Here is a 17565-nt window from a genome sequence, read left to right on the forward strand (position 1 = left end):
TATTTTCTGTATATTGCCATGATAATTTAACCACAAAAAAACAATAATAAATAAGCATGGCGGAAGGAGAAAAGTTAATTCCCATTAATATTGAGGATGAGATGAAATCTGCCTACATTGATTATTCAATGTCGGTCATTGTGTCACGTGCCCTGCCAGATGTTCGTGATGGTTTAAAACCTGTACATAGGAGAGTGCTATACGGAATGCACGATTTGGGTGTAAGGGCCAATAGTTCACACAAAAAATCGGCCCGTATTGTAGGGGAGGTTTTAGGTAAGTATCACCCGCATGGGGATTCTTCTGTGTATGATACCATGGTGAGAATGGCACAGGAGTGGAGTCTCAGGTATATGCTGGTAGATGGTCAAGGTAACTTTGGCTCTGTAGATGGCGATAGCCCTGCGGCCATGCGTTATACCGAGGCCAAAATGCGCAAGATCGCCGAAGAAATGTTGGCCGATATTGACAAGGATACGGTAGATCATCAGCTTAATTTTGATGATACTATCCAAGAACCTACCGTATTGCCCACCCGTATTCCCAACTTGTTGGTGAACGGGGCATCCGGTATCGCTGTGGGTATGGCAACCAATATGCCTCCCCACAATTTATCTGAAGTGGTGGATGGTACTGTTGCCTACATAGATAACCATGATATTGAAATAGATGAACTGATCACACACATTAAAGCCCCGGATTTTCCAACGGGTGGAATTATTTATGGCTACGATGGTGTAAAGGAAGCTTTCCACACTGGTCGTGGACGTGTGGTAATGCGTGCAAAGGCCACTATTGAGGAAGTACAAGGTAAAGAGAGTATCGTGGTTACCGAAATCCCATATCAGGTGAACAAGGCGGATATGATCAAAAAGACCGCCGACCTCGTTAATGAAAAGAAAATCGAGGGCATTTCTACCATTCGGGATGAATCCGATAGAAATGGTATGCGCATCGTTTACATTTTAAAGCGCGACGCCATTCCGAACATCGTACTTAACATGTTGTACAAGTACACGGCGCTTCAATCCTCTTTTAGTGTAAACAATATTGCATTGGTCAATGGTAGGCCGGAGCTGTTGAACCTAAAGGACATCATTCACCATTTTGTGGAGCATAGGCACGATGTCGTGGTCCGTAGAACCAAGTTCGAGCTTAAAAAGGCCGAAGATCGTGCGCATATCCTGGAAGGACTCATTATAGCTTCCGACAATATAGATGAGGTAATTGCGATTATCCGAGGGTCCTCCAATGTAGAGGAGGCCCGTAACAATTTGATCGAACGCTTTAAATTGACAGAGGTTCAGGCGAAGGCAATCGTAGAAATGCGCTTGCGTCAACTTACCGGTCTGGAGCAGGACAAATTAAGAGAAGAGCATGCCGAACTTTTGAAGACCATCGAGGATCTAAAAGATATTCTTGCGAAGAAAGAACGAAGAATGCAGATCATCAAAGATGAACTTCTTGAGATAAAAGAAAAGTATGGGGATGATAGAAGATCGGAAATCAACTATGCAGGAGGTGACTTGAGCATAGAGGACATGATCCCGGATGAGCAAGTGGTCATAACCATTTCGCATGCAGGATACATTAAACGAACTTCGCTAACCGAATATAAGACCCAGAACAGGGGCGGGGTGGGCCAAAAGGCATCGTCCACAAGGAACGAGGATTTCTTGGAGCATTTGTTTGTTGGGACCAACCATCAGTACATGTTGTTCTTTACACAGAAAGGAAAATGTTTCTGGATGCGTGTATATGAAATTCCTGAAGGAAGTAGAACTTCAAAAGGAAGGGCTATCCAAAATCTAATCAATATAGAGCAGGATGATAAGGTCAAGGCCTTTATCTGTACCCAAGACCTTAAGGACGAAGACTATGTGAACAGTCACTATGTGATCATGGCCACAAAGAAGGGAACCGTTAAAAAGACTTCCTTGGAGCAATACTCAAGACCTCGTCAAAATGGAATCAACGCCATAACCATCAAAGATGGTGATGAGCTATTGGAAGCAAAACTTACCACAGGGACAAGCCAGATTTTCTTGGGGCTTAAATCCGGTAAGGCCATCCGTTTTGAGGAGTCCAAGACTAGGCCAATGGGTAGAAACGCGTCCGGTGTAAGAGGTGTATCCTTGGCAGATGAAAACGATGAGGTGGTAGGAATGGTATCCGTACATAATTTCGAGGATGACATTTTGGTGGTTTCCGAAAGAGGTTACGGAAAACGATCCAATATTGATGACTACCGAATCACCAATAGAGGTGGTAAAGGTGTAAAAACTATTTCCATTACCGAGAAAACCGGAGGACTTGTCGCCATAAAGAATGTTACCGATACCGATGATTTGATGATTATCAATAAATCAGGAATCGCCATTAGAATGGGTGTAGAAGATCTTAGGGTAATGGGCAGGGCCACACAAGGAGTCCGCTTGATCAACTTAAAGGACAACGATTCCATTGCCGCGGTAGCCAAAGTAATGAAAGAAGATGACCCTGTGGACGAAGTGGACATTAGGGATATCGAGGTGAACGGTGAAGATGGCACAGCTATTGATAATAACACCGAGGATAAAGAATAATTTCAACTAAGTAATAATAGATAAACACTAAATAATTAGAATTTTTAACATGAGAACAAAAATAATTGTACTTCTGGCCATGGGAATTTCCACAATGGGATTTGCACAGAAGGATGAGATGAAGGCGGCGGAGAAAGCACTTAAAAATGGTGATGCGGCTGCGGCAAAAGCAGCCTTGACCAGTGCCGCCTCAACAATCGATTCGGCCAAGGAAAGGGAACAGGCCGAGTATTACGCGCTTTTAGGAAACGCCAATTACGATTTGGCCAAGAAAGGTGACGTTTCTGCTTTTCAATCAGCCGTAGATGCCTACAATAAGGTAATCGCTGTAGAAGAAGCTAGTGGCAAAGCCAAATTTACTGCTGTAGCCCAAGAAAAAATGTCTCAAATGACAGCTGACTTGGTTAACTCTGCAGTAGAGGACAACAACAACAAAAAGTTCGGTGAGGCTGCCGAAAAGCTTTACATGGGGTATAAACTAAGCCCTAAGGATACGGTTTATTTGTACTATGCAGCAAGTAGTGCAGTAAATGGTCAAAACTACGAAGAGGCCTTAAAGTACTATAATGAACTAAAGGAATTGGGCTATAATGGTGAATCTGTAAGCTATACTGCGGTTAATGTCGAGTCCGGTGAAACAGAAACTATGGACAAAGCCACCCGCGATCTATATGTAAAAGCCGGAACGCACAAAGACCCTAAGGAAGAGGTGAGCCCGTCCAAGAAGCCGGAAATCGTAAAGAATATTGCCTTGATCTATCAACAAATGGGCAATAACGAGAAGGCGGTGGAAGCATATGCAGATGCCAGGGCGGAAAACCCAGATGATGTGAACCTAGTGCTTGGAGAAGCCAACCTATACTATGCCATGGGGCAAAAAGATAAATTCAAGGAGTTGATGGGGCAAGCTTCCGCAATGGCTCCGGACAATCCTGACTTGCTTTACAACATTGGAGTAATAAATATGGAGCAAGGCAACTTAGAGGACGCTAGAGATGCCTACAAAAAGACTTTGGCCATTGATCCAGGTTACATCAATGCGTTATTAAACCTTTCCACTACATATGTAAACGAAGGAAACGGTCTTATCGATGAAATGAATGCTTTGGGAACTTCTAAGGCGGACATAGCCAAGTACGACGAACTTAAAGATGAAAAGGACCGCCTTTTTAGAGAGGGAGCCAAAGTTTTGGAAGATGCATTACAATCCAATCCTGACAATGAAAGTATTCTTACACAGTTGAAGAATATTTACGGAGCATTGGGTGATAACGATAACTACATGAGAATTAAAAAGCTTTTGGGAGAATAATCGTAATTCTTCTATAAAAAAAGAGCCCCGCTAAAACGGGGCTTTTTTTATATCACTTTTTTAATGACCCTTAATTGATGGGTATAGAGTTTCTCTTCGGAATTAAAGATTCCCGTGTGGTCAATCCGATCAATCCGAACATGACCATGGACATGGATAATGTAGTTGTCCTTTAAGATTATGCCAACATGATCGATCACCCCTTCGTTGTTATCAAAAAAAGCAAGGTCGCCTGGTTCACTTTCTTCGATAAAGCTCAAGGCTTCACCTTGTTTGGATTGATTTTCGGCGGTTCTTGCCAGCGAATGCCCATTTATTTTGTAAACCATTTGAGTAAACCCGGCGCAATCAATACCAAAAGGAGTTTTTCCACCCGATAAAAAAGGAGCTTTCAAGTATAAAATGGCCGTATCCACCAAGCTTTCCTTTGGAGTTTTTCCAGTATGTATGCTTCCTTCAAAAGTGTGGTTCAGCAATTCCGGGGCATTGATCATGGAGCCCATAAGAATGGGCAGTAACATTCCGTTTTCCGTGCAAATATGGGATATTACGTCGGCACATATTTTTTGAGGATCCATTGCATGTATCCTTTCAAAAGTTTGCTCTTCGATAAAGGTTAGCTGATTATTGGGTGTCCAACCTTCAAAATTGTCATAAGCTGACCGAATCCTGCTCCATTTCTTCCTTTTCTCCAATACCTTAAAGTGCTCCCCGTATAACAACTGGGAAGTCATTTCGGCACCATCGTCCGGATTTGTTCGTATAGGAACAACACTTAGAGGACAAATTCCATATTGCATTTACTGTACGGCTTGAATCACTAATTTCTTTCCAAAACAATTGAGGAGGCGCCACCACCACCATTACAGATGGCCGCAGCCCCAAGTTTGGCATTATTTTGTTCCAAAATGTTCAACAGGGTAATCGTGATTCGAGCACCGGAACATCCTAGCGGGTGTCCTAGGGATACTGCGCCGCCATTTACGTTTACATTGGAATCATTTAGTCCAAGAATCTTCATGTTGGCCAATCCGACCACTGAAAATGCTTCATTGAACTCAAAATAATCAATGTCTTCTATGGAAACGCCGGCGCGGTCCAGTGCTTTTGGTAAAGCTTTGGCAGGTGCCGTGGTGAACCATTCAGGTTCGTGGGCGGCGTCGGCATATCCCTTAATGGTTGCAAGAGGTTTTAATCCCAGTTCATTCGCCTTTTCCTCACTCATCAAAACAACGGCGGCTGCACCATCGTTAATGGTGGATGCATTTGCTGCTGTTACCGTACCATCCTTAGAGAAGGCCGGTCGCAAAGCGGGTACTTTCTCAAGCTTTATATTTTTGAATTCTTCGTCTTCACTAACCACAATTGGCTCGCCTCTTCGCTGTGGAACTTCCACGGGAACCACTTCGTTGTTGAATTTTCCTGCTTTCCATGCGTCGGCTGAGCGTTTGTACGATTGAACCGCGTAAGCGTCTTGATCTTCTCTACTAAACTTATATTCGGTTGCGCAGGCATCGGCACAAACCCCCATGGCGTTTTGATCATAAGCATCGACCAAACCGTCCTTTTGCATACCGTCCACCATAGTGGCAGGACCAAATTTGGTGCCCTGTCTCATATTTACATAGTGTGGGATCATACTCATATTTTCCATACCACCGGCAACAACTATGGAGTTTTCGCCCAGGGCAATGGATTGTGCGCCCTGCATAATGGTTTTCATTCCGGAAGAACAAACTTTATTAACGGTGGTACAAGGAACAGTATTGGGAATTCCGGCAAAAATGGCAGCTTGTCTTGCAGGTGCCTGTCCAGTACCTGCTTGTACCACATTGCCCATCAAAACCTCTTCGACAAGTTCGGGCTTAAGGCCGATTTTCTCCAATGCGCCCTTAATGGCAACTGCACCTAATTTAGGGGCTGGAACACTGGATAGGGCTCCCATAAAACTACCTATTGGCGTTCTGGCAGCGGAAACGATTACAACTTTTTTCATATGTGCATTTTTACTCCTGCGAAAATACTAAATTTAAATGCAAACCAATGGGGAGTTCGGTCAACGGACTTCTTAGTTATATATTTTCTATTTTTGAAGCTAATAGAATAAGGGAATGGGAAAAACTTTGGACAATGTATACAAACATCAATCGCTGGTCTACAAGTATTTCCTGTATGTGGTCTCGGTGGCCTTGATCGTGTTTTTTTTTCCAAAAGGAGGAAAATTTAAATACGAATTCCAGAAAGGTAAGCCGTGGCAATATGAGAATTTATACGCTCCCATTGACTTTTCCATACATAAGACCCAACAAGAGGTAGAGGAGGAGCAATCTACCATTCGAACCAATAAAACGGATTACTACACGTATAGTTCAACTGTTGTTTCGGAGGTGAGGGCAGAAGTCTCGAATGGGATAAATACCTTGTTCCAGACCGAAATTTTTACATCAAGCCAACGGGAATCATTGAGAAATTTAGCCGAAGAAGTTCTCACAGATGTATATGACCATGGGATTTTTCAAAATATGCCCCAGTCCCGAGCAACAGTGGTGGTAAAAAATAATGAGGCACAACCCATTGCTCCCAATGATTACCAGAATGTAGAGCTCGCCAAAAAAGCAGTGACCGAATATTTGTCCGATGCCAACAGTTATGGCACGGATAGGTTGTCAGGGATTATCAGGAACAACCTTAAAGCCAATTTGTTCTATGATAATGTTCTAACCGAGAGTGCCCTGAATGACGAACTTTCTAAAATTTCCTATACCCGTGGAGAGGTGGACCAAGGAAAACTGATCATATCAAAAGGTGAAATAGTAGAGAATGAAGATTTTAAAGTGCTGAGCTCCCTTAGGGATGAGTATGAGTCCGAATTATGGATGGGAAGCAATTATTATTTTATACTACTTGGGTACACGATATTGGTGGCCTTGGTGCTCATTATATTGTTTCTGTTTTTGAAACGCTACAGAAGCGATATTTTTCTGAACAACAATAAGGTTACTTTTATTTTCTTCAACATTTTGTTGATGGTCGTCGCTACAACATTAATGGTGAAACATTACGAAAATTTTGTTTACATGGTGCCTTTGTGCATACTTCCCTTGGTGCTAAAGAATTTTTTTGATGCGAGATTGGGTCTTTTTGTCCATGTGCTAACAGTTCTGATTCTTGGTTTTGTTGTACCCAACAGCTTTGAATACATCTTTTTACAGATAATCGCAGGTATTGTTACTATTTTAACGGCTTCCGAACTTTACAAGAGAGCAAATCTATTTATATCGGTAGGTCAGATTACCTTGATCTACATTGTGGGATATTTTGCCTTTCATGCCATACACGAGGGGAATCTGGACAATATAGAGTGGGTTTTGTTCGGGGTTTTTGTTTTGAATGGACTTTTGACTCTTTTTGCGCAACCGTTAATTTATATGTTCGAAAAAGTTTTTGGTCTTGTATCCGACGTGTCGTTATTGGAACTGTCCGACACCAACTCCAAATTGCTCAAAGAATTATCGGATAAAGCACCGGGCACGTTCCACCATTCCCTGCAAGTGGCCAATTTGGCCGAAGCGGCAGCAAACGAGATCGGGGCAAATGCAATGTTGGTAAGAGTGGGTGCGCTATACCACGATATTGGAAAAATGGAGAATCCGACCTACTTCACGGAAAATCAGATTACCAATGTAAATCCGCACGACGATCTACCGCCAAAGGAAAGTGCAAAGATTATAATAGACCACGTAATTAAAGGTATTGAGATTGCAAGAAAAAATAATGTTCCCGATCGGGTCATAGATTTTATTCGAACGCACCATGGAACCACATTGGTGTATTATTTCTTTAAAAAACAACAAGAGTTGGACAAAGATGCCGATTCGGCAAACTTTAAATATCCAGGACCCGTGCCATTCTCCAAGGAAACAGCTATTTTAATGATGTCGGATGCAGTGGAAGCGGCTTCCAAAAGCTTAAAGAACCCAACTTACGGTATAATAGATGCGTTTGTGGAGAAAATTGTAAAAGGACAAATGCAGGCCGATCAGTTTTTAAATGCCAATATTACGCTCAAAGAAATCGAAATGGTAAAGAAAGTGCTTAAACAGAAGCTCACCAATATCTATCATTTAAGGGTGGAATATCCTGAATAGCAGGATGATGATAAAAGTTGTAATAAAAAAATGAAAAAATAGTTGCGATCTTGTTTCTGAAAAGGTACATTTGCATCCGCATTTTTAGAGTGCACGTTCATAAAAAATAGGAGAGGTGCCGGAGTGGTAACGGAGCAGATTGCTAATCTGTCAGCGCGTAAGTGCTGCCCGGGTTCGAGTCCCGGTCTCTCCGCTATTTCCAAAATAATACCTCGGGGTGTAGCGTAGCCCGGTTATCGCGCCTGCTTTGGGAGCAGGAGGTCGCAGGTTCGAATCCTGCCACCCCGACGAACCACTAAATAGGTGGTATTAAAGCACTGTTAATCGACTGATTGACAGTGCTTTTTGTTTTTTATGCATTCATCTGACATCAAATAAAACCATATAAAAGGTGTAGAGTTCGGTGAATGGTTCGGTACGTTTCTTGTGCATAATTTAGCTTCAGTTTGACGCTGTTTATGGGTGTTTTGCAAACCAGTTTTGTCAAACCCAAAAATTATGTATTATGCGCAATTCCAACACTTTAAAGGTTCTAATCTTCACTAGGGACATTTCCAACAACCCTGAAAAATTGACCATTTATGCCCGTATCACCGTCAATGGAAAACGTGCCGAGATAAGTCTGAAACGTTATGTTTCGGTGAATGAATGGGATGAAAATAAGGGCAGACTTCATGGACTTACCCACAAGGCCCGTTTGCTGAACAGCTATTTGGATGAGGTGTATGGCGAGATCATGGATACCCATAAACAGTTGTTGCGTGAGGACAAGATTATAACCTCGCAGGCCATCAAAGCCCGTTATCTGGGACAGGATGAAGAGCACAAGACCCTCATGGAGCTTATCAAGTATCATTACGAATCACAAAAGAGTAAGCTTCGCCCGGGAACCATGAAAAACTATTATGGTACAGAAAAATATCTCAAAAGGTTTTTGGAGCAAAATCGAAGACTTCAAGACATCAATTTAAAGCGATTGAACTATAAGTTCATTACTGATTTTGAGAACTATTTGATAAATGGGCCTGATCTGCAAAAGGGAAAGAAGTGTACCAATAATGGGGCCATGAAACATTTGGAGCGTTTAAGGAAAATGGTAAACCTTGCAGTTAGGTTGGAATGGTTGGACAAAGACCCGTTTGTAAACTATAAAAAACATTATAAGAAGAGTGAACGCTCTTTTTTGACCGAAAGGGAACTCAGGCTCATTGAGGAAACAACTTTTTCAGGAAGGGGTTATGAAAGGGTCAAGGACACCTTTCTTTTTTCATGTTATACAGGATTGGCCTATGGAGATGTAAAGGCATTGGATATAGATAATATGAGATTTGGTATAGATGGGAACCTTTGGATCCATACTAAAAGGGAAAAAACTGATGAAGCGGTCAAGGTTCCCTTACTTCCCAAAGCAAAACAAATCTTGGATAAATATAAAAACTGCAATGAAAGATTGATACATGGAAAGTTGCTACCTGTATTGAGCAACCAAAAGACCAACAGTTATTTAAAGGAGATTACAAAGGCTTGTGGAATCTATAAGAATATTTCTTTCCATACTGCCAGGCACACTTTTGCCACAACGGTAACCCTATCCAATGGAGTTCCGATAGAAACCGTTTCCAAAATGCTAGGCCACACCAAATTGACCACTACCCAAATCTATGCAAGGGTCTTAGAAAGGAAAGTTGGTGAGGACATGAGAATATTAATGGAGAAGATGGAAGGCAGGTAGAGTAAGAGAGTTGTTTCTAATCTTAGTTCTTAATTGGTTAAAGTCATTTAATATTCTAAAATAAATTTAGTAAAATCCTCCATACAGTAATTTGTAATTGAATGAAGGTGCCAATTAAATTTTTCTCTTTCCAGCATTTCCGTTAAAACTATAACGCCAAGGTCTTCTGAGTTTCTGAAAAAGGATTTTGTAATCTTTCGAAGGTAACTCTCCAATGGGTATTCATACGAATTGGAGTTTAAAACATTAGGTAATATCGTGTCAGTGCCGAATGGCTCTTTTTTGGGTATTCTAATGAACAAACCTTTATCACTTCTTCGAACTAAGATTTCTTTCCCCTTATGTATGATTGAATCTCTGATTATTCTTATATCGGATAAGTCAGGTTCAACATTAATAAGAAACTGTTTTATCCTATTCGGCAATTTATCCTCATTTGTTTTTTTCTTAGAAAATCTGATAATTCTATTCAAAGAGTTGGTCTCAGGAAATTCCTTTAAGTTTTTATCGGAAAGAATGATTTTTATAACTCCCGTCAGATGGTCATAAAGACTCCTTATTACAGTGAAGTATTGCTCTAAAAGTTGTTCAGCGTATAGATTTCTTTTATGAACATCTATGTCATTGTTTTCAGATACCTCTCTTAGTAAGCAATAATTTATTGAAATCCCATGTAAATCACTGACATAAGCATATATTGAAGATTTGATTCTTCCAAACTCTCGCCTTTTCCAAGGTTCTAATTCACTTAAAAATTCTCCTTGTGCCGAGTAATTATTTGAAATCCAACTTTGAGACGCGGAGAGTAAAACAGATGAATATAATTCTTCACCAAAATACCATTTTTTACCATTGGTAATTAAAGAACCTTTGATTATCAGTTTATTATTCAAATTCTCACCTAGATTTTAGTTTGCTCTTTGTTTAATGAAAAATACATTTATTCATGGTAAATTGAATAAAATGGGAATAGGGCATCAAAGAACAATTTTTGGTGTCAATAGGTAAATTAAGCCATTTTTACCTTAAGTTTTTATCTAATTTAAACTATCAGATAATATTGCCTTATTATAACGAGTTGAATCCATTTTTGATTCTATAAGGGTTTTATTCTGTTCTGTTGATTTCTGTATTTCTATCGTCCCAGAATTGTTTTTTTCCTTAAAATATTCGCTTAATTTTTGAGTGGCTAAAGTTCCAATAACTCCCAAAATTGCACCAATTAAAGAAAGTTTCAATGCCTTGTCCTGAATTAAATACTTTTTTAGTTGCCATTTGATTCGAAAAACTTGGAAAGGATTTAATTTCAAATAAATTCTTTGTATTGAATCAGTCGACCCAATATATTCAACTAAATAGTTTGAACCAATAGGAGCTAATCCTTTCTCGGATGGCAGTTTTTCAAATTCAAAATCCGATTTGTTTTTAGGTGGATAAGAAAATGCGAAAATTGGTGGTAAATCGACATTTACATTGTAAATCCTCCCATGTTCTAATAGAAAAGAGCATTCAGGAAAATCGCCAATTTCACTGTTGTTTTTATACTTTCCATATATTTTCATAAAACTAAACAAACTGTCATATTATTTCTAACATTGTTCAATACTTCAATTGCAATTAGTTTTCCTATAGCTTAAGAGTATGTTACAGTAATTACAGCTCGTTACTCAACAGCCGACATTTCGAGATATTTATTAGGGATACTGTTATTAAAACCAATCCTTTTGTATCTTTTCTTTTTATTTGGGATTAAAGTAATTGTAGAACTGTTTTTTTTGTCGAAAAACTGCTCCAATATTTCCTTTCCTAGAACCTCAGCCAGAGCAGACGGAACTGCATTTCCAAGTTGTTTTTGAATATTTGATATGCCTCCTAAAATTTCAACATTATCTGGAAAGGTTTGGATTCTTGCCATTTCTCGCATGGTCAATCTTCGGTTATTCCAATGAAAGGGCCCAATCGAAGTGCCAGGTTGAGCCTGAATAGTCCAACTTGGTCTGTCAGGATGTAATTTTAAAAGAAAACTCCAATATCTAGATCGCCATTTAAAAATCTCACTTCCTTCCCCTCTTTCTGTATGGTACAAATAATTCTCTCCTGGTGGGATATAGGGAAGTAGATTCCCCCATTTACCACCAACTTCGGATTTCAGTGGAACTTTTTCCACCAAATCTAAATCTCCTATTGAATCCCAGGCCGTTGTATATGGTTCGAGATCATCAAATATTGAAATTTGCCCAGAATTTTTTTGGGGATTGAAGTGTGACTTTGGTGGAAAAGTAAATTCTTTTCCATCAATATGACCTACAATAAAAACTCTTTCTCTAATTTGGGGTACTCCATAGTCAGCAGCATTTAAAACCTTCCATTTGAAAGAATAGTTTACATTATTGTTTTTATTAATCAGGTCTAAGGCATTCTCTAAAAATTGAAGTCCTTCATCTTTTCCTTTATATGCTAATCCAAAAACATTTTCTAAAACAAATGCACTTGGAAGAGTATCATTTAGGACTCTCATATAATGTTCTAGAGTATTTGCTCGTGGGTCATTCAATCTTTTTGTATCACCATTGAACCAATAGCTTGATTTAGAAAAGGGTTGACAGGGAGGCCCGCCAATTAATAAGGATGCCTCACCCTTTTTTAGTTTTCCTTTTTCTAAAATTTCTTTAGACGATACATTTTCTATTCGATCTTCAATTACAGTCCAATCTCTATTATGACGCAGGGTTCTGCATGACCACTTGTCCATTTCGATACAAACAGATGTATCGAAACCTGCTGCTTCAAACCCATAATCGAGACCACCACCTCCACTAAAAAGACTAATTATCTTATATTGCATGTTACTAAAAATGATAATCAAAAATACACAAATAAAGTGTATTGACAATACATTTATATGTTGAGGTTTAATTTAAAACAAGCATTACTTGATTACCAAGCTAAAACTGGGCTGAAATTATCCTATGAAGAATTAAGTAAGGATACTGATATTTCAGTTGAGACCCTGAAATCTATTGCTACAAGAGAGGAATACAATGCTACTTTTAGAGTAATCTCATTAATTTCAATATCTCTTGGTATCAATCCTATAGATTATTTTGAATGGAAAACCAATGACAGAAATAGATAGATTAAAAAACCTTTGTGGTTTATCTCCTAATGATTTGGCGGAAGTTCTGGAAAACAACCCCAGAGCATATATGGCGGTGAAAGGAGCTGTTGCTGAAAGGCATTTGAAGGATTATTTTAAATCACTTCAAGAAAAGAAAGTAATCACCAGTTTTAAGGAGGCTGAAAATGATTTTGAAAAGGACTTCTATGTCACGTTATTGGATGGAAGAGAGATAATTGTTGAATGTAAAAACGTTGAAGTTCAAAAGATAAGCACTAAAAATGACCTCCTTAATTATTTGAGATACGTCCAATTAAATAAAGGAGAATTAACACAAGTTAATTTAGATAAGAGCAATCATTTCTCTCTAAAAGACTTGAAAAACTTGTTTTCCCGTTTACCTCAAAACCTTAGAGAATCCGGTATTCCAAGATATGAATTTAGCGCTTCACAATTATCGTATACCTCAATTCATGATGGTTTAAATCCTGATAATTTTTTGAACCAGTTTAATCATTCTAAACTTTCAATTGATTTTCAAAGAACTCGTAATTCTCGGGATGATTCAAGTCTGGAATCCAAGGGAAAAGCTGCAAGGTTCTATAAATTGGATGAAATTGACATAGTTGCAGCTTGTCTATTTACCAGAACCATGAAATGGGAATTCGTTTTTGGCTCAAGAAAATCATTAGTCATACATCCCGCTCACAATGATAGGTTTTCTAATCGCCTTCAATTAGACCCAAAGTTGTGGAGTTATGATTTTATGACGGCAATAGAGTAATTCAAAACAATTATTTCTATTTTTTGATTGTTATTTATTGACTAGTTATAATCCTTCATGGAGATTTTAAATTAGAAATTACCTTTACTCATAATCCAAAATTTAATTTTTTCCTTTTTGAATGCTTTTCTTTTTTGTTTTGCTACGCAAAAGAAAAAGGAACAGCAAGAGGATAGCGCGCAAGCGCGGCGCTATTGATTCATTTTCCTTCGGAAAAGCCCATTTTTAGGAAGATTTTTGAAAATATTAATTAATTGCGATTAAAGCATTTTTCACGGAAAAGTATCCTCAACCCAGTAAAATCAATGAATTTTTCACGGAAAAATGCTTTTTTGAGGATTGTTCAAGGCTACCTATAGCAGTATCTCTATGTGGAATTCATTTTAGCGACCATTTTCCCATTTTTGGTGAAAAAATGCTCTCAGCCCAGTAAATTCAATGAATTTTTGATGAAAAAATGATTGTTTGGCATTAGGATCAAGCATCGATATGTATTCAAACTTTTGACCATCTGAAATTTTAGGATTAATCCCATTTTTAGCGTAAAAACGCGTTCAGCCTAATAAAATCAAGGAATTTTTAGCGTAAAAATCATAAAAACACCTCCTTATTTGAGGAAATAATGCTTTTGCTATTCCTTTTCATTCCTCTTCTTTAGCCTTCTTTTCTTCCTGATAAAATAGGTTCAAATGGTCCATCAATGCTTCTTCCCCAACTGGCATCAATCGGTTTGCAATGGTCATCGCCTGATGAATGAATTCCTCTTCGTTCCTGTCCATTACATCGTCAGAGCCAAGATCTGGATTTATTGCCCTCATGGAAAGATATATCAATGCACGAACGGTCAACAAAAGATCTGCATGCCCATCAACATAAAAGAACGTGGGGTGGTACTTATCCTTGAACCATGGATGAGGAACCAAGGTAGGGGAATGGTCATTTGAGTGAAGTCTCAAATCCTTTATTAGCTTTTCTTCGTTTGGATTCATATCAATGGGATTCTTCGGCAACAGTTGTCTTTTGTTCCGAAAGCAGTTTTCTGACCTTGTCCAAGAATTCCATTTCATCATGGGGTATCAAATCCAGTATGTATCCCAAAACCTCACTTACATTGTGGTGGGGTTGGGGAACAATGCGCGTAGGGATATATTCATTTTCCAATGCAACGATGCAGATCTTTATTAGGTTGGAGATCATAAAAGAGGTTTCACAGTATCCTTCGGTAATGAGTTCGGTGCTGTACAATCCCTTTTCAGGGAGGTAGGGCTTCAAGGCATGGAAATACATTTTTTCCAGTTCCTTCAGTTGACCAATAAACGAAGCCTCATTATTGTTCCCTGTGATCTCGTTCACTTTTGGAAATGCTTTATCAAAATCCTTTCCGATTCCCTCAATTTGGTCTTTGCACTGGTCAAGGTGTCTTTGGAAAATGGATTCGACTTCTTGAATAAATTCCTTCATTTGGGATTGGATGGCCATGGTCTTTACTTTTGTGATCTCGAACTCATTGCCATAACGGGCAACACTATAGGCATGTTCCAACAGCAACAACAGTTCATTGCTTTCATTTCCAGAAGATTCCAAAAAGGGTTGTAGGGTGGGAAAGAAATGTTTGCAGTAGTTGATATGGCTGATGATACTATGCGTAACCATACTCCTTCCTATACACATCTGTTCAATGAAGCGGAACGAAAGCTCAAAGGCCTGGTGCATGTTGAAGGTGGCAATGGCATAATCCCCTTCCTTAATCAAGATGTCCGCAGTATTGGCAAAGGCATTTACTTTTGCCAGTTCCGATTTATGATAGCGAGAAGCCCTCTTCATGAGGGTCTGATATGCCATGGTTGAATAATCCATAATGTTCTCCCCCTCGGGATGAGCAAAGACGGTCTTCCCGAGGCAGCAATGTTCCAAGAAATAGAGTGCTCCCCTTTCAAGGCCTGTTTCGGATTGGTTCTCCGTGTAGACCCTTATCCTGAAATCAGGATGCTTCTTTCCTTTCTTTGCAACCAGTGAACGGATCTCATTGGGAAGTGGGTCATTGTTGACATCCACAAAAAGGGTAATGAAATAATATACGGTGTTTCCCTCGATTTGTTTCTTAGATAGAAAGGCCCTGTCAATGGTAATGATGTTCAGGATGCTGTCGAGCAATTCGGACAGCTCTTCTGCTCTTTCAAAGTTTTCCGGTATGTTTGTGCCATGTGTCATGAGAATATGGTTTAAAGGGTTCGTGAATTACTGACCATATTAAGGCCACATTCCAAAGTACCCCACCATGGACACTTGTATTTTATTGAACCTGTTTTGTATTTTACAATCGGATTATTGTACGAAACACCCTATATTTGAGATATGCAGACAAAGACCAAGAACAACCATATAGGCAGAAAGATCAGTAGGATCAGGGAACTCCGTGGAATGAAACAAGAAACCCTTGCCGAAGAATTGGGCATAAGCCAACAGGCAGTATCAAACATAGAGAACAGTGAAAAGGTAGATGATGTGAAACTGGAAGAAATTGCCAAGGCATTGGGGGTCACCAAAGAAGGTATTGAAAATTTTTCGGAAGAGAATGTTCTGAACATTATTTCAAACACTTTTACCAGTAACGACAGTTCAACAATCAACGCAATTAATGTTCAACCAAATTTTAATCCATTGGATAAAGTGGTTGAGTTATATGAACGACTTGTTCAAGCTGAAAAGGATAAGGTCGCTTACTTGGAAAAGCTTTTAAATAAAAAGTGATTTTACCTCGCTCAGTAAATTAGTTTGGTAAGTTTTGGGACGCTTGCAGCACTGCGCTTTGCTTCGTTCGCTTTTATATTGATATCCACTGCGTGAATACTATTTTTCATTCAAATGCAACCGAATAAAAATTAAATATGTCAAGCGAATCCTTGTCAGAACTTGGTAAGTTATCAGAACCGATAACCAAATTAATTGACTCCATCACCTGTGCTGTATCGGTTTTGTATGAACCGACCAGAATTAGAAAGAAAGCAAAGGCCGAAGCGGAGGCCATTAAAACCATTGCTAAAGCAAAGGTAGATGCGCTTGTAATTAGTGATAAGAATATAAGACAATACTATCTGGAATTAGAGGAGGAAATACTGTTGCGAGAACATAGGAAGAAAACCAATAGAGATTTAATTGCTGGACAAGCGGCAATGGAATTAATGGGAAAACAAGTTGATGATAACCCCGTTGATAAAGATTGGATAATACAGTTTTTTGAGTCTGCAGAAGATGTTTCCAGTGAAGAAATGCAAGTTATTTGGGCAAGATTACTTGCGGGAGAGGTAAAGAGGCCTGGGACATTTTCCAAAAGGGCCATTCACGCTTTGAAACTTATGTCAACCAGGGAAGCGCAAGCCCTTAAGGCTTTAGTCGAATACTCCATAAAAAATGAAATGGGTGAATTCCTATTACCAACCAGTTATATGGGGGAATATTTCAAGGAAAGATTCGGTGATTATGCTTATAGAAAACAAGGGGCCTATTTGGATCACCTAAACCTTATAACAGTTTATAATTTTCCTGCTACCATGGTTTTCCCAATAAAAGATAATGAGTTTTCATTTTCCCTTTTAAATCGAAAAGTCACAGTTGGACTTGGTAAGCCAGCAGGAGACTTTAAGATGCAAACACAGGGTCAGAAATTCACTTCTTTCGGGAAGGAATTAGCCTTGTTAGTTACTGGAGATTATGATGAGGATTACTTAAAAGCTCTTTGTACTAGAATTCAAGAAGTTCTCAAAGAAAGGGGATTTCCTTCAACGGCAATTGAGATTAACCAAGAGCCCACTGTTTAATATTTCATTGCATATAAATGTGATGTCATTGTTTGTCAAAAAAATGCTTAAATTAGAAGTGTAAAACT

At 39.1% G+C, this 17565-nt stretch carries 15 protein-coding genes and 2 tRNA genes; 10 read left to right on the forward strand and 7 right to left on the reverse strand.

The features are described 5' to 3' along the window. The first annotated feature begins 56 nt into the window (after positions 1-56). Both gyrA and MJO53_RS12855 read left to right on the forward strand, forming a co-directional pair. On the forward strand, positions 57-2585 hold the full coding sequence (gene gyrA, locus MJO53_RS12850; protein ID WP_224834849.1) for a DNA gyrase subunit A: 2529 nt from the start codon (positions 57-59) through the stop codon (positions 2583-2585). A 49-nt stretch (positions 2586-2634) separates the two neighbouring features. Next, the gene (locus tag MJO53_RS12855; RefSeq protein ID WP_224834848.1) at positions 2635-3897 is read left to right on the forward strand and encodes a tetratricopeptide repeat protein; all 1263 of its coding nucleotides are present in this window, start codon (positions 2635-2637) and stop codon (positions 3895-3897) included. Positions 3898-3944: 47 nt separating this feature from the next. On the opposite strand, the gene MJO53_RS12860 is transcribed toward MJO53_RS12855, so the two are convergent. Further along, on the reverse strand, positions 3945-4697 hold the full coding sequence (locus tag MJO53_RS12860) for an NlpC/P60 family protein (protein ID WP_224834847.1): 753 nt from the start codon (positions 4695-4697) through the stop codon (positions 3945-3947). 20 nt (positions 4698-4717) lie between these two features. After that, entirely contained in the window at positions 4718-5893 is a 1176-nt protein-coding gene (locus MJO53_RS12865) for an acetyl-CoA C-acyltransferase (RefSeq protein ID WP_224834846.1), read from the reverse strand. Positions 5894-6008: 115 nt separating this feature from the next. On the opposite strand from MJO53_RS12865, the gene MJO53_RS12870 reads away from it, so the two are divergent. The 4 genes from MJO53_RS12870 to MJO53_RS12885 all read left to right on the forward strand — a co-directional run bounded on the left by MJO53_RS12870 (position 6009) and on the right by MJO53_RS12885 (position 9777). After that, positions 6009-8045 (forward strand): HD family phosphohydrolase, encoded by a 2037-nt coding sequence (locus MJO53_RS12870; RefSeq protein ID WP_252079363.1) that lies wholly within the window; start codon positions 6009-6011, stop codon positions 8043-8045. Positions 8046-8154: 109 nt separating this feature from the next. Next, positions 8155-8238: transfer RNA gene (locus MJO53_RS12875), tRNA-Ser, on the forward strand. A gap of 20 nt (positions 8239-8258) precedes the next feature. After that, a tRNA-Pro gene (locus MJO53_RS12880) sits at positions 8259-8333 on the forward strand. 217 nt (positions 8334-8550) lie between these two features. After that, positions 8551-9777: a site-specific integrase gene (locus MJO53_RS12885; RefSeq protein ID WP_252079364.1), complete on the forward strand. Its 1227-nt coding sequence runs from the start codon at positions 8551-8553 to the stop codon at positions 9775-9777. A gap of 47 nt (positions 9778-9824) precedes the next feature. On the opposite strand, the gene MJO53_RS12890 is transcribed toward MJO53_RS12885, so the two are convergent. From MJO53_RS12890 to MJO53_RS12900, 3 genes are all read right to left on the reverse strand, one after another. After that, complete coding sequence (locus MJO53_RS12890; protein WP_252079365.1) at positions 9825-10670, reverse strand: hypothetical protein; 846 nt, start codon at positions 10668-10670, stop codon at positions 9825-9827. 144 nt (positions 10671-10814) lie between these two features. Then, a complete protein-coding gene (locus MJO53_RS12895) occupies positions 10815-11339 on the reverse strand; it encodes a hypothetical protein (protein WP_252079366.1) in 525 nt (174 codons plus the stop codon). Between the two features lie 101 nt (positions 11340-11440). Then, on the reverse strand, positions 11441-12622 hold the full coding sequence (locus MJO53_RS12900) for a DNA cytosine methyltransferase (RefSeq protein WP_252079367.1): 1182 nt from the start codon (positions 12620-12622) through the stop codon (positions 11441-11443). 57 nt (positions 12623-12679) lie between these two features. On the opposite strand from MJO53_RS12900, the gene MJO53_RS12905 reads away from it, so the two are divergent. Together MJO53_RS12905 and MJO53_RS12910 are read left to right on the forward strand one after the other, a co-directional pair. Beyond that, positions 12680-12913, forward strand: a complete 234-nt coding sequence (locus tag MJO53_RS12905) for a helix-turn-helix domain-containing protein (RefSeq protein ID WP_252079368.1) — start codon at positions 12680-12682, stop codon at positions 12911-12913. Then, complete coding sequence (locus tag MJO53_RS12910) at positions 12897-13679, forward strand: hypothetical protein (RefSeq protein WP_252079369.1); 783 nt, start codon at positions 12897-12899, stop codon at positions 13677-13679. Before MJO53_RS12905 ends, MJO53_RS12910 begins: the two co-directional genes overlap by 17 nt. Before the next feature lie 641 nt (positions 13680-14320). Here MJO53_RS12910 and MJO53_RS12915 read toward each other — a convergent pair. After that, a complete protein-coding gene (locus tag MJO53_RS12915; protein WP_252079370.1) occupies positions 14321-14668 on the reverse strand; it encodes a hypothetical protein in 348 nt (115 codons plus the stop codon). Position 14669: 1 nt separating this feature from the next. Next, the gene (locus MJO53_RS12920; protein ID WP_252079371.1) at positions 14670-15890 is read right to left on the reverse strand and encodes a HEPN domain-containing protein; all 1221 of its coding nucleotides are present in this window, start codon (positions 15888-15890) and stop codon (positions 14670-14672) included. A 144-nt stretch (positions 15891-16034) separates the two neighbouring features. Between MJO53_RS12920 and MJO53_RS12925 the strand changes: the two genes are divergently transcribed. Both MJO53_RS12925 and MJO53_RS12930 read left to right on the forward strand, forming a co-directional pair. Continuing rightward, a complete protein-coding gene (locus tag MJO53_RS12925) occupies positions 16035-16430 on the forward strand; it encodes a helix-turn-helix domain-containing protein (protein WP_127137994.1) in 396 nt (131 codons plus the stop codon). A gap of 137 nt (positions 16431-16567) precedes the next feature. After that, complete coding sequence (locus tag MJO53_RS12930) at positions 16568-17497, forward strand: DUF2806 domain-containing protein (protein ID WP_252079372.1); 930 nt, start codon at positions 16568-16570, stop codon at positions 17495-17497. The last annotated feature ends 68 nt before the right edge of the window (positions 17498-17565 follow it).

Origin of the sequence: Flagellimonas marinaquae (assembly GCF_023716465.1) — a bacterium.
GTDB lineage: Bacteria > Bacteroidota > Bacteroidia > Flavobacteriales > Flavobacteriaceae > Flagellimonas > Flagellimonas alginolytica.

Coding starts and splice junctions, on each gene's coding strand:
- gyrA (WP_224834849.1), top strand. CDS start 57: ATGGCGGAAGGAGAAAAGTTAATTCCCATTAATATTGAGGATGAGATG.
- MJO53_RS12855 (WP_224834848.1), top strand. CDS start 2,635: ATGAGAACAAAAATAATTGTACTTCTGGCCATGGGAATTTCCACAATG.
- MJO53_RS12860 (WP_224834847.1), bottom strand. CDS start 4,697: ATGCAATATGGAATTTGTCCTCTAAGTGTTGTTCCTATACGAACAAAT.
- MJO53_RS12865 (WP_224834846.1), bottom strand. CDS start 5,893: ATGAAAAAAGTTGTAATCGTTTCCGCTGCCAGAACGCCAATAGGTAGT.
- MJO53_RS12870 (WP_252079363.1), top strand. CDS start 6,009: ATGGGAAAAACTTTGGACAATGTATACAAACATCAATCGCTGGTCTAC.
- MJO53_RS12885 (WP_252079364.1), top strand. CDS start 8,551: ATGCGCAATTCCAACACTTTAAAGGTTCTAATCTTCACTAGGGACATT.
- MJO53_RS12895 (WP_252079366.1), bottom strand. CDS start 11,339: ATGAAAATATATGGAAAGTATAAAAACAACAGTGAAATTGGCGATTTT.
- MJO53_RS12900 (WP_252079367.1), bottom strand. CDS start 12,622: ATGCAATATAAGATAATTAGTCTTTTTAGTGGAGGTGGTGGTCTCGAT.
- MJO53_RS12905 (WP_252079368.1), top strand. CDS start 12,680: ATGTTGAGGTTTAATTTAAAACAAGCATTACTTGATTACCAAGCTAAA.
- MJO53_RS12910 (WP_252079369.1), top strand. CDS start 12,897: ATGACAGAAATAGATAGATTAAAAAACCTTTGTGGTTTATCTCCTAAT.
- MJO53_RS12915 (WP_252079370.1), bottom strand. CDS start 14,668: ATGAATCCAAACGAAGAAAAGCTAATAAAGGATTTGAGACTTCACTCA.
- MJO53_RS12920 (WP_252079371.1), bottom strand. CDS start 15,890: ATGACACATGGCACAAACATACCGGAAAACTTTGAAAGAGCAGAAGAG.
- MJO53_RS12925 (WP_127137994.1), top strand. CDS start 16,035: ATGCAGACAAAGACCAAGAACAACCATATAGGCAGAAAGATCAGTAGG.
- MJO53_RS12930 (WP_252079372.1), top strand. CDS start 16,568: ATGTCAAGCGAATCCTTGTCAGAACTTGGTAAGTTATCAGAACCGATA.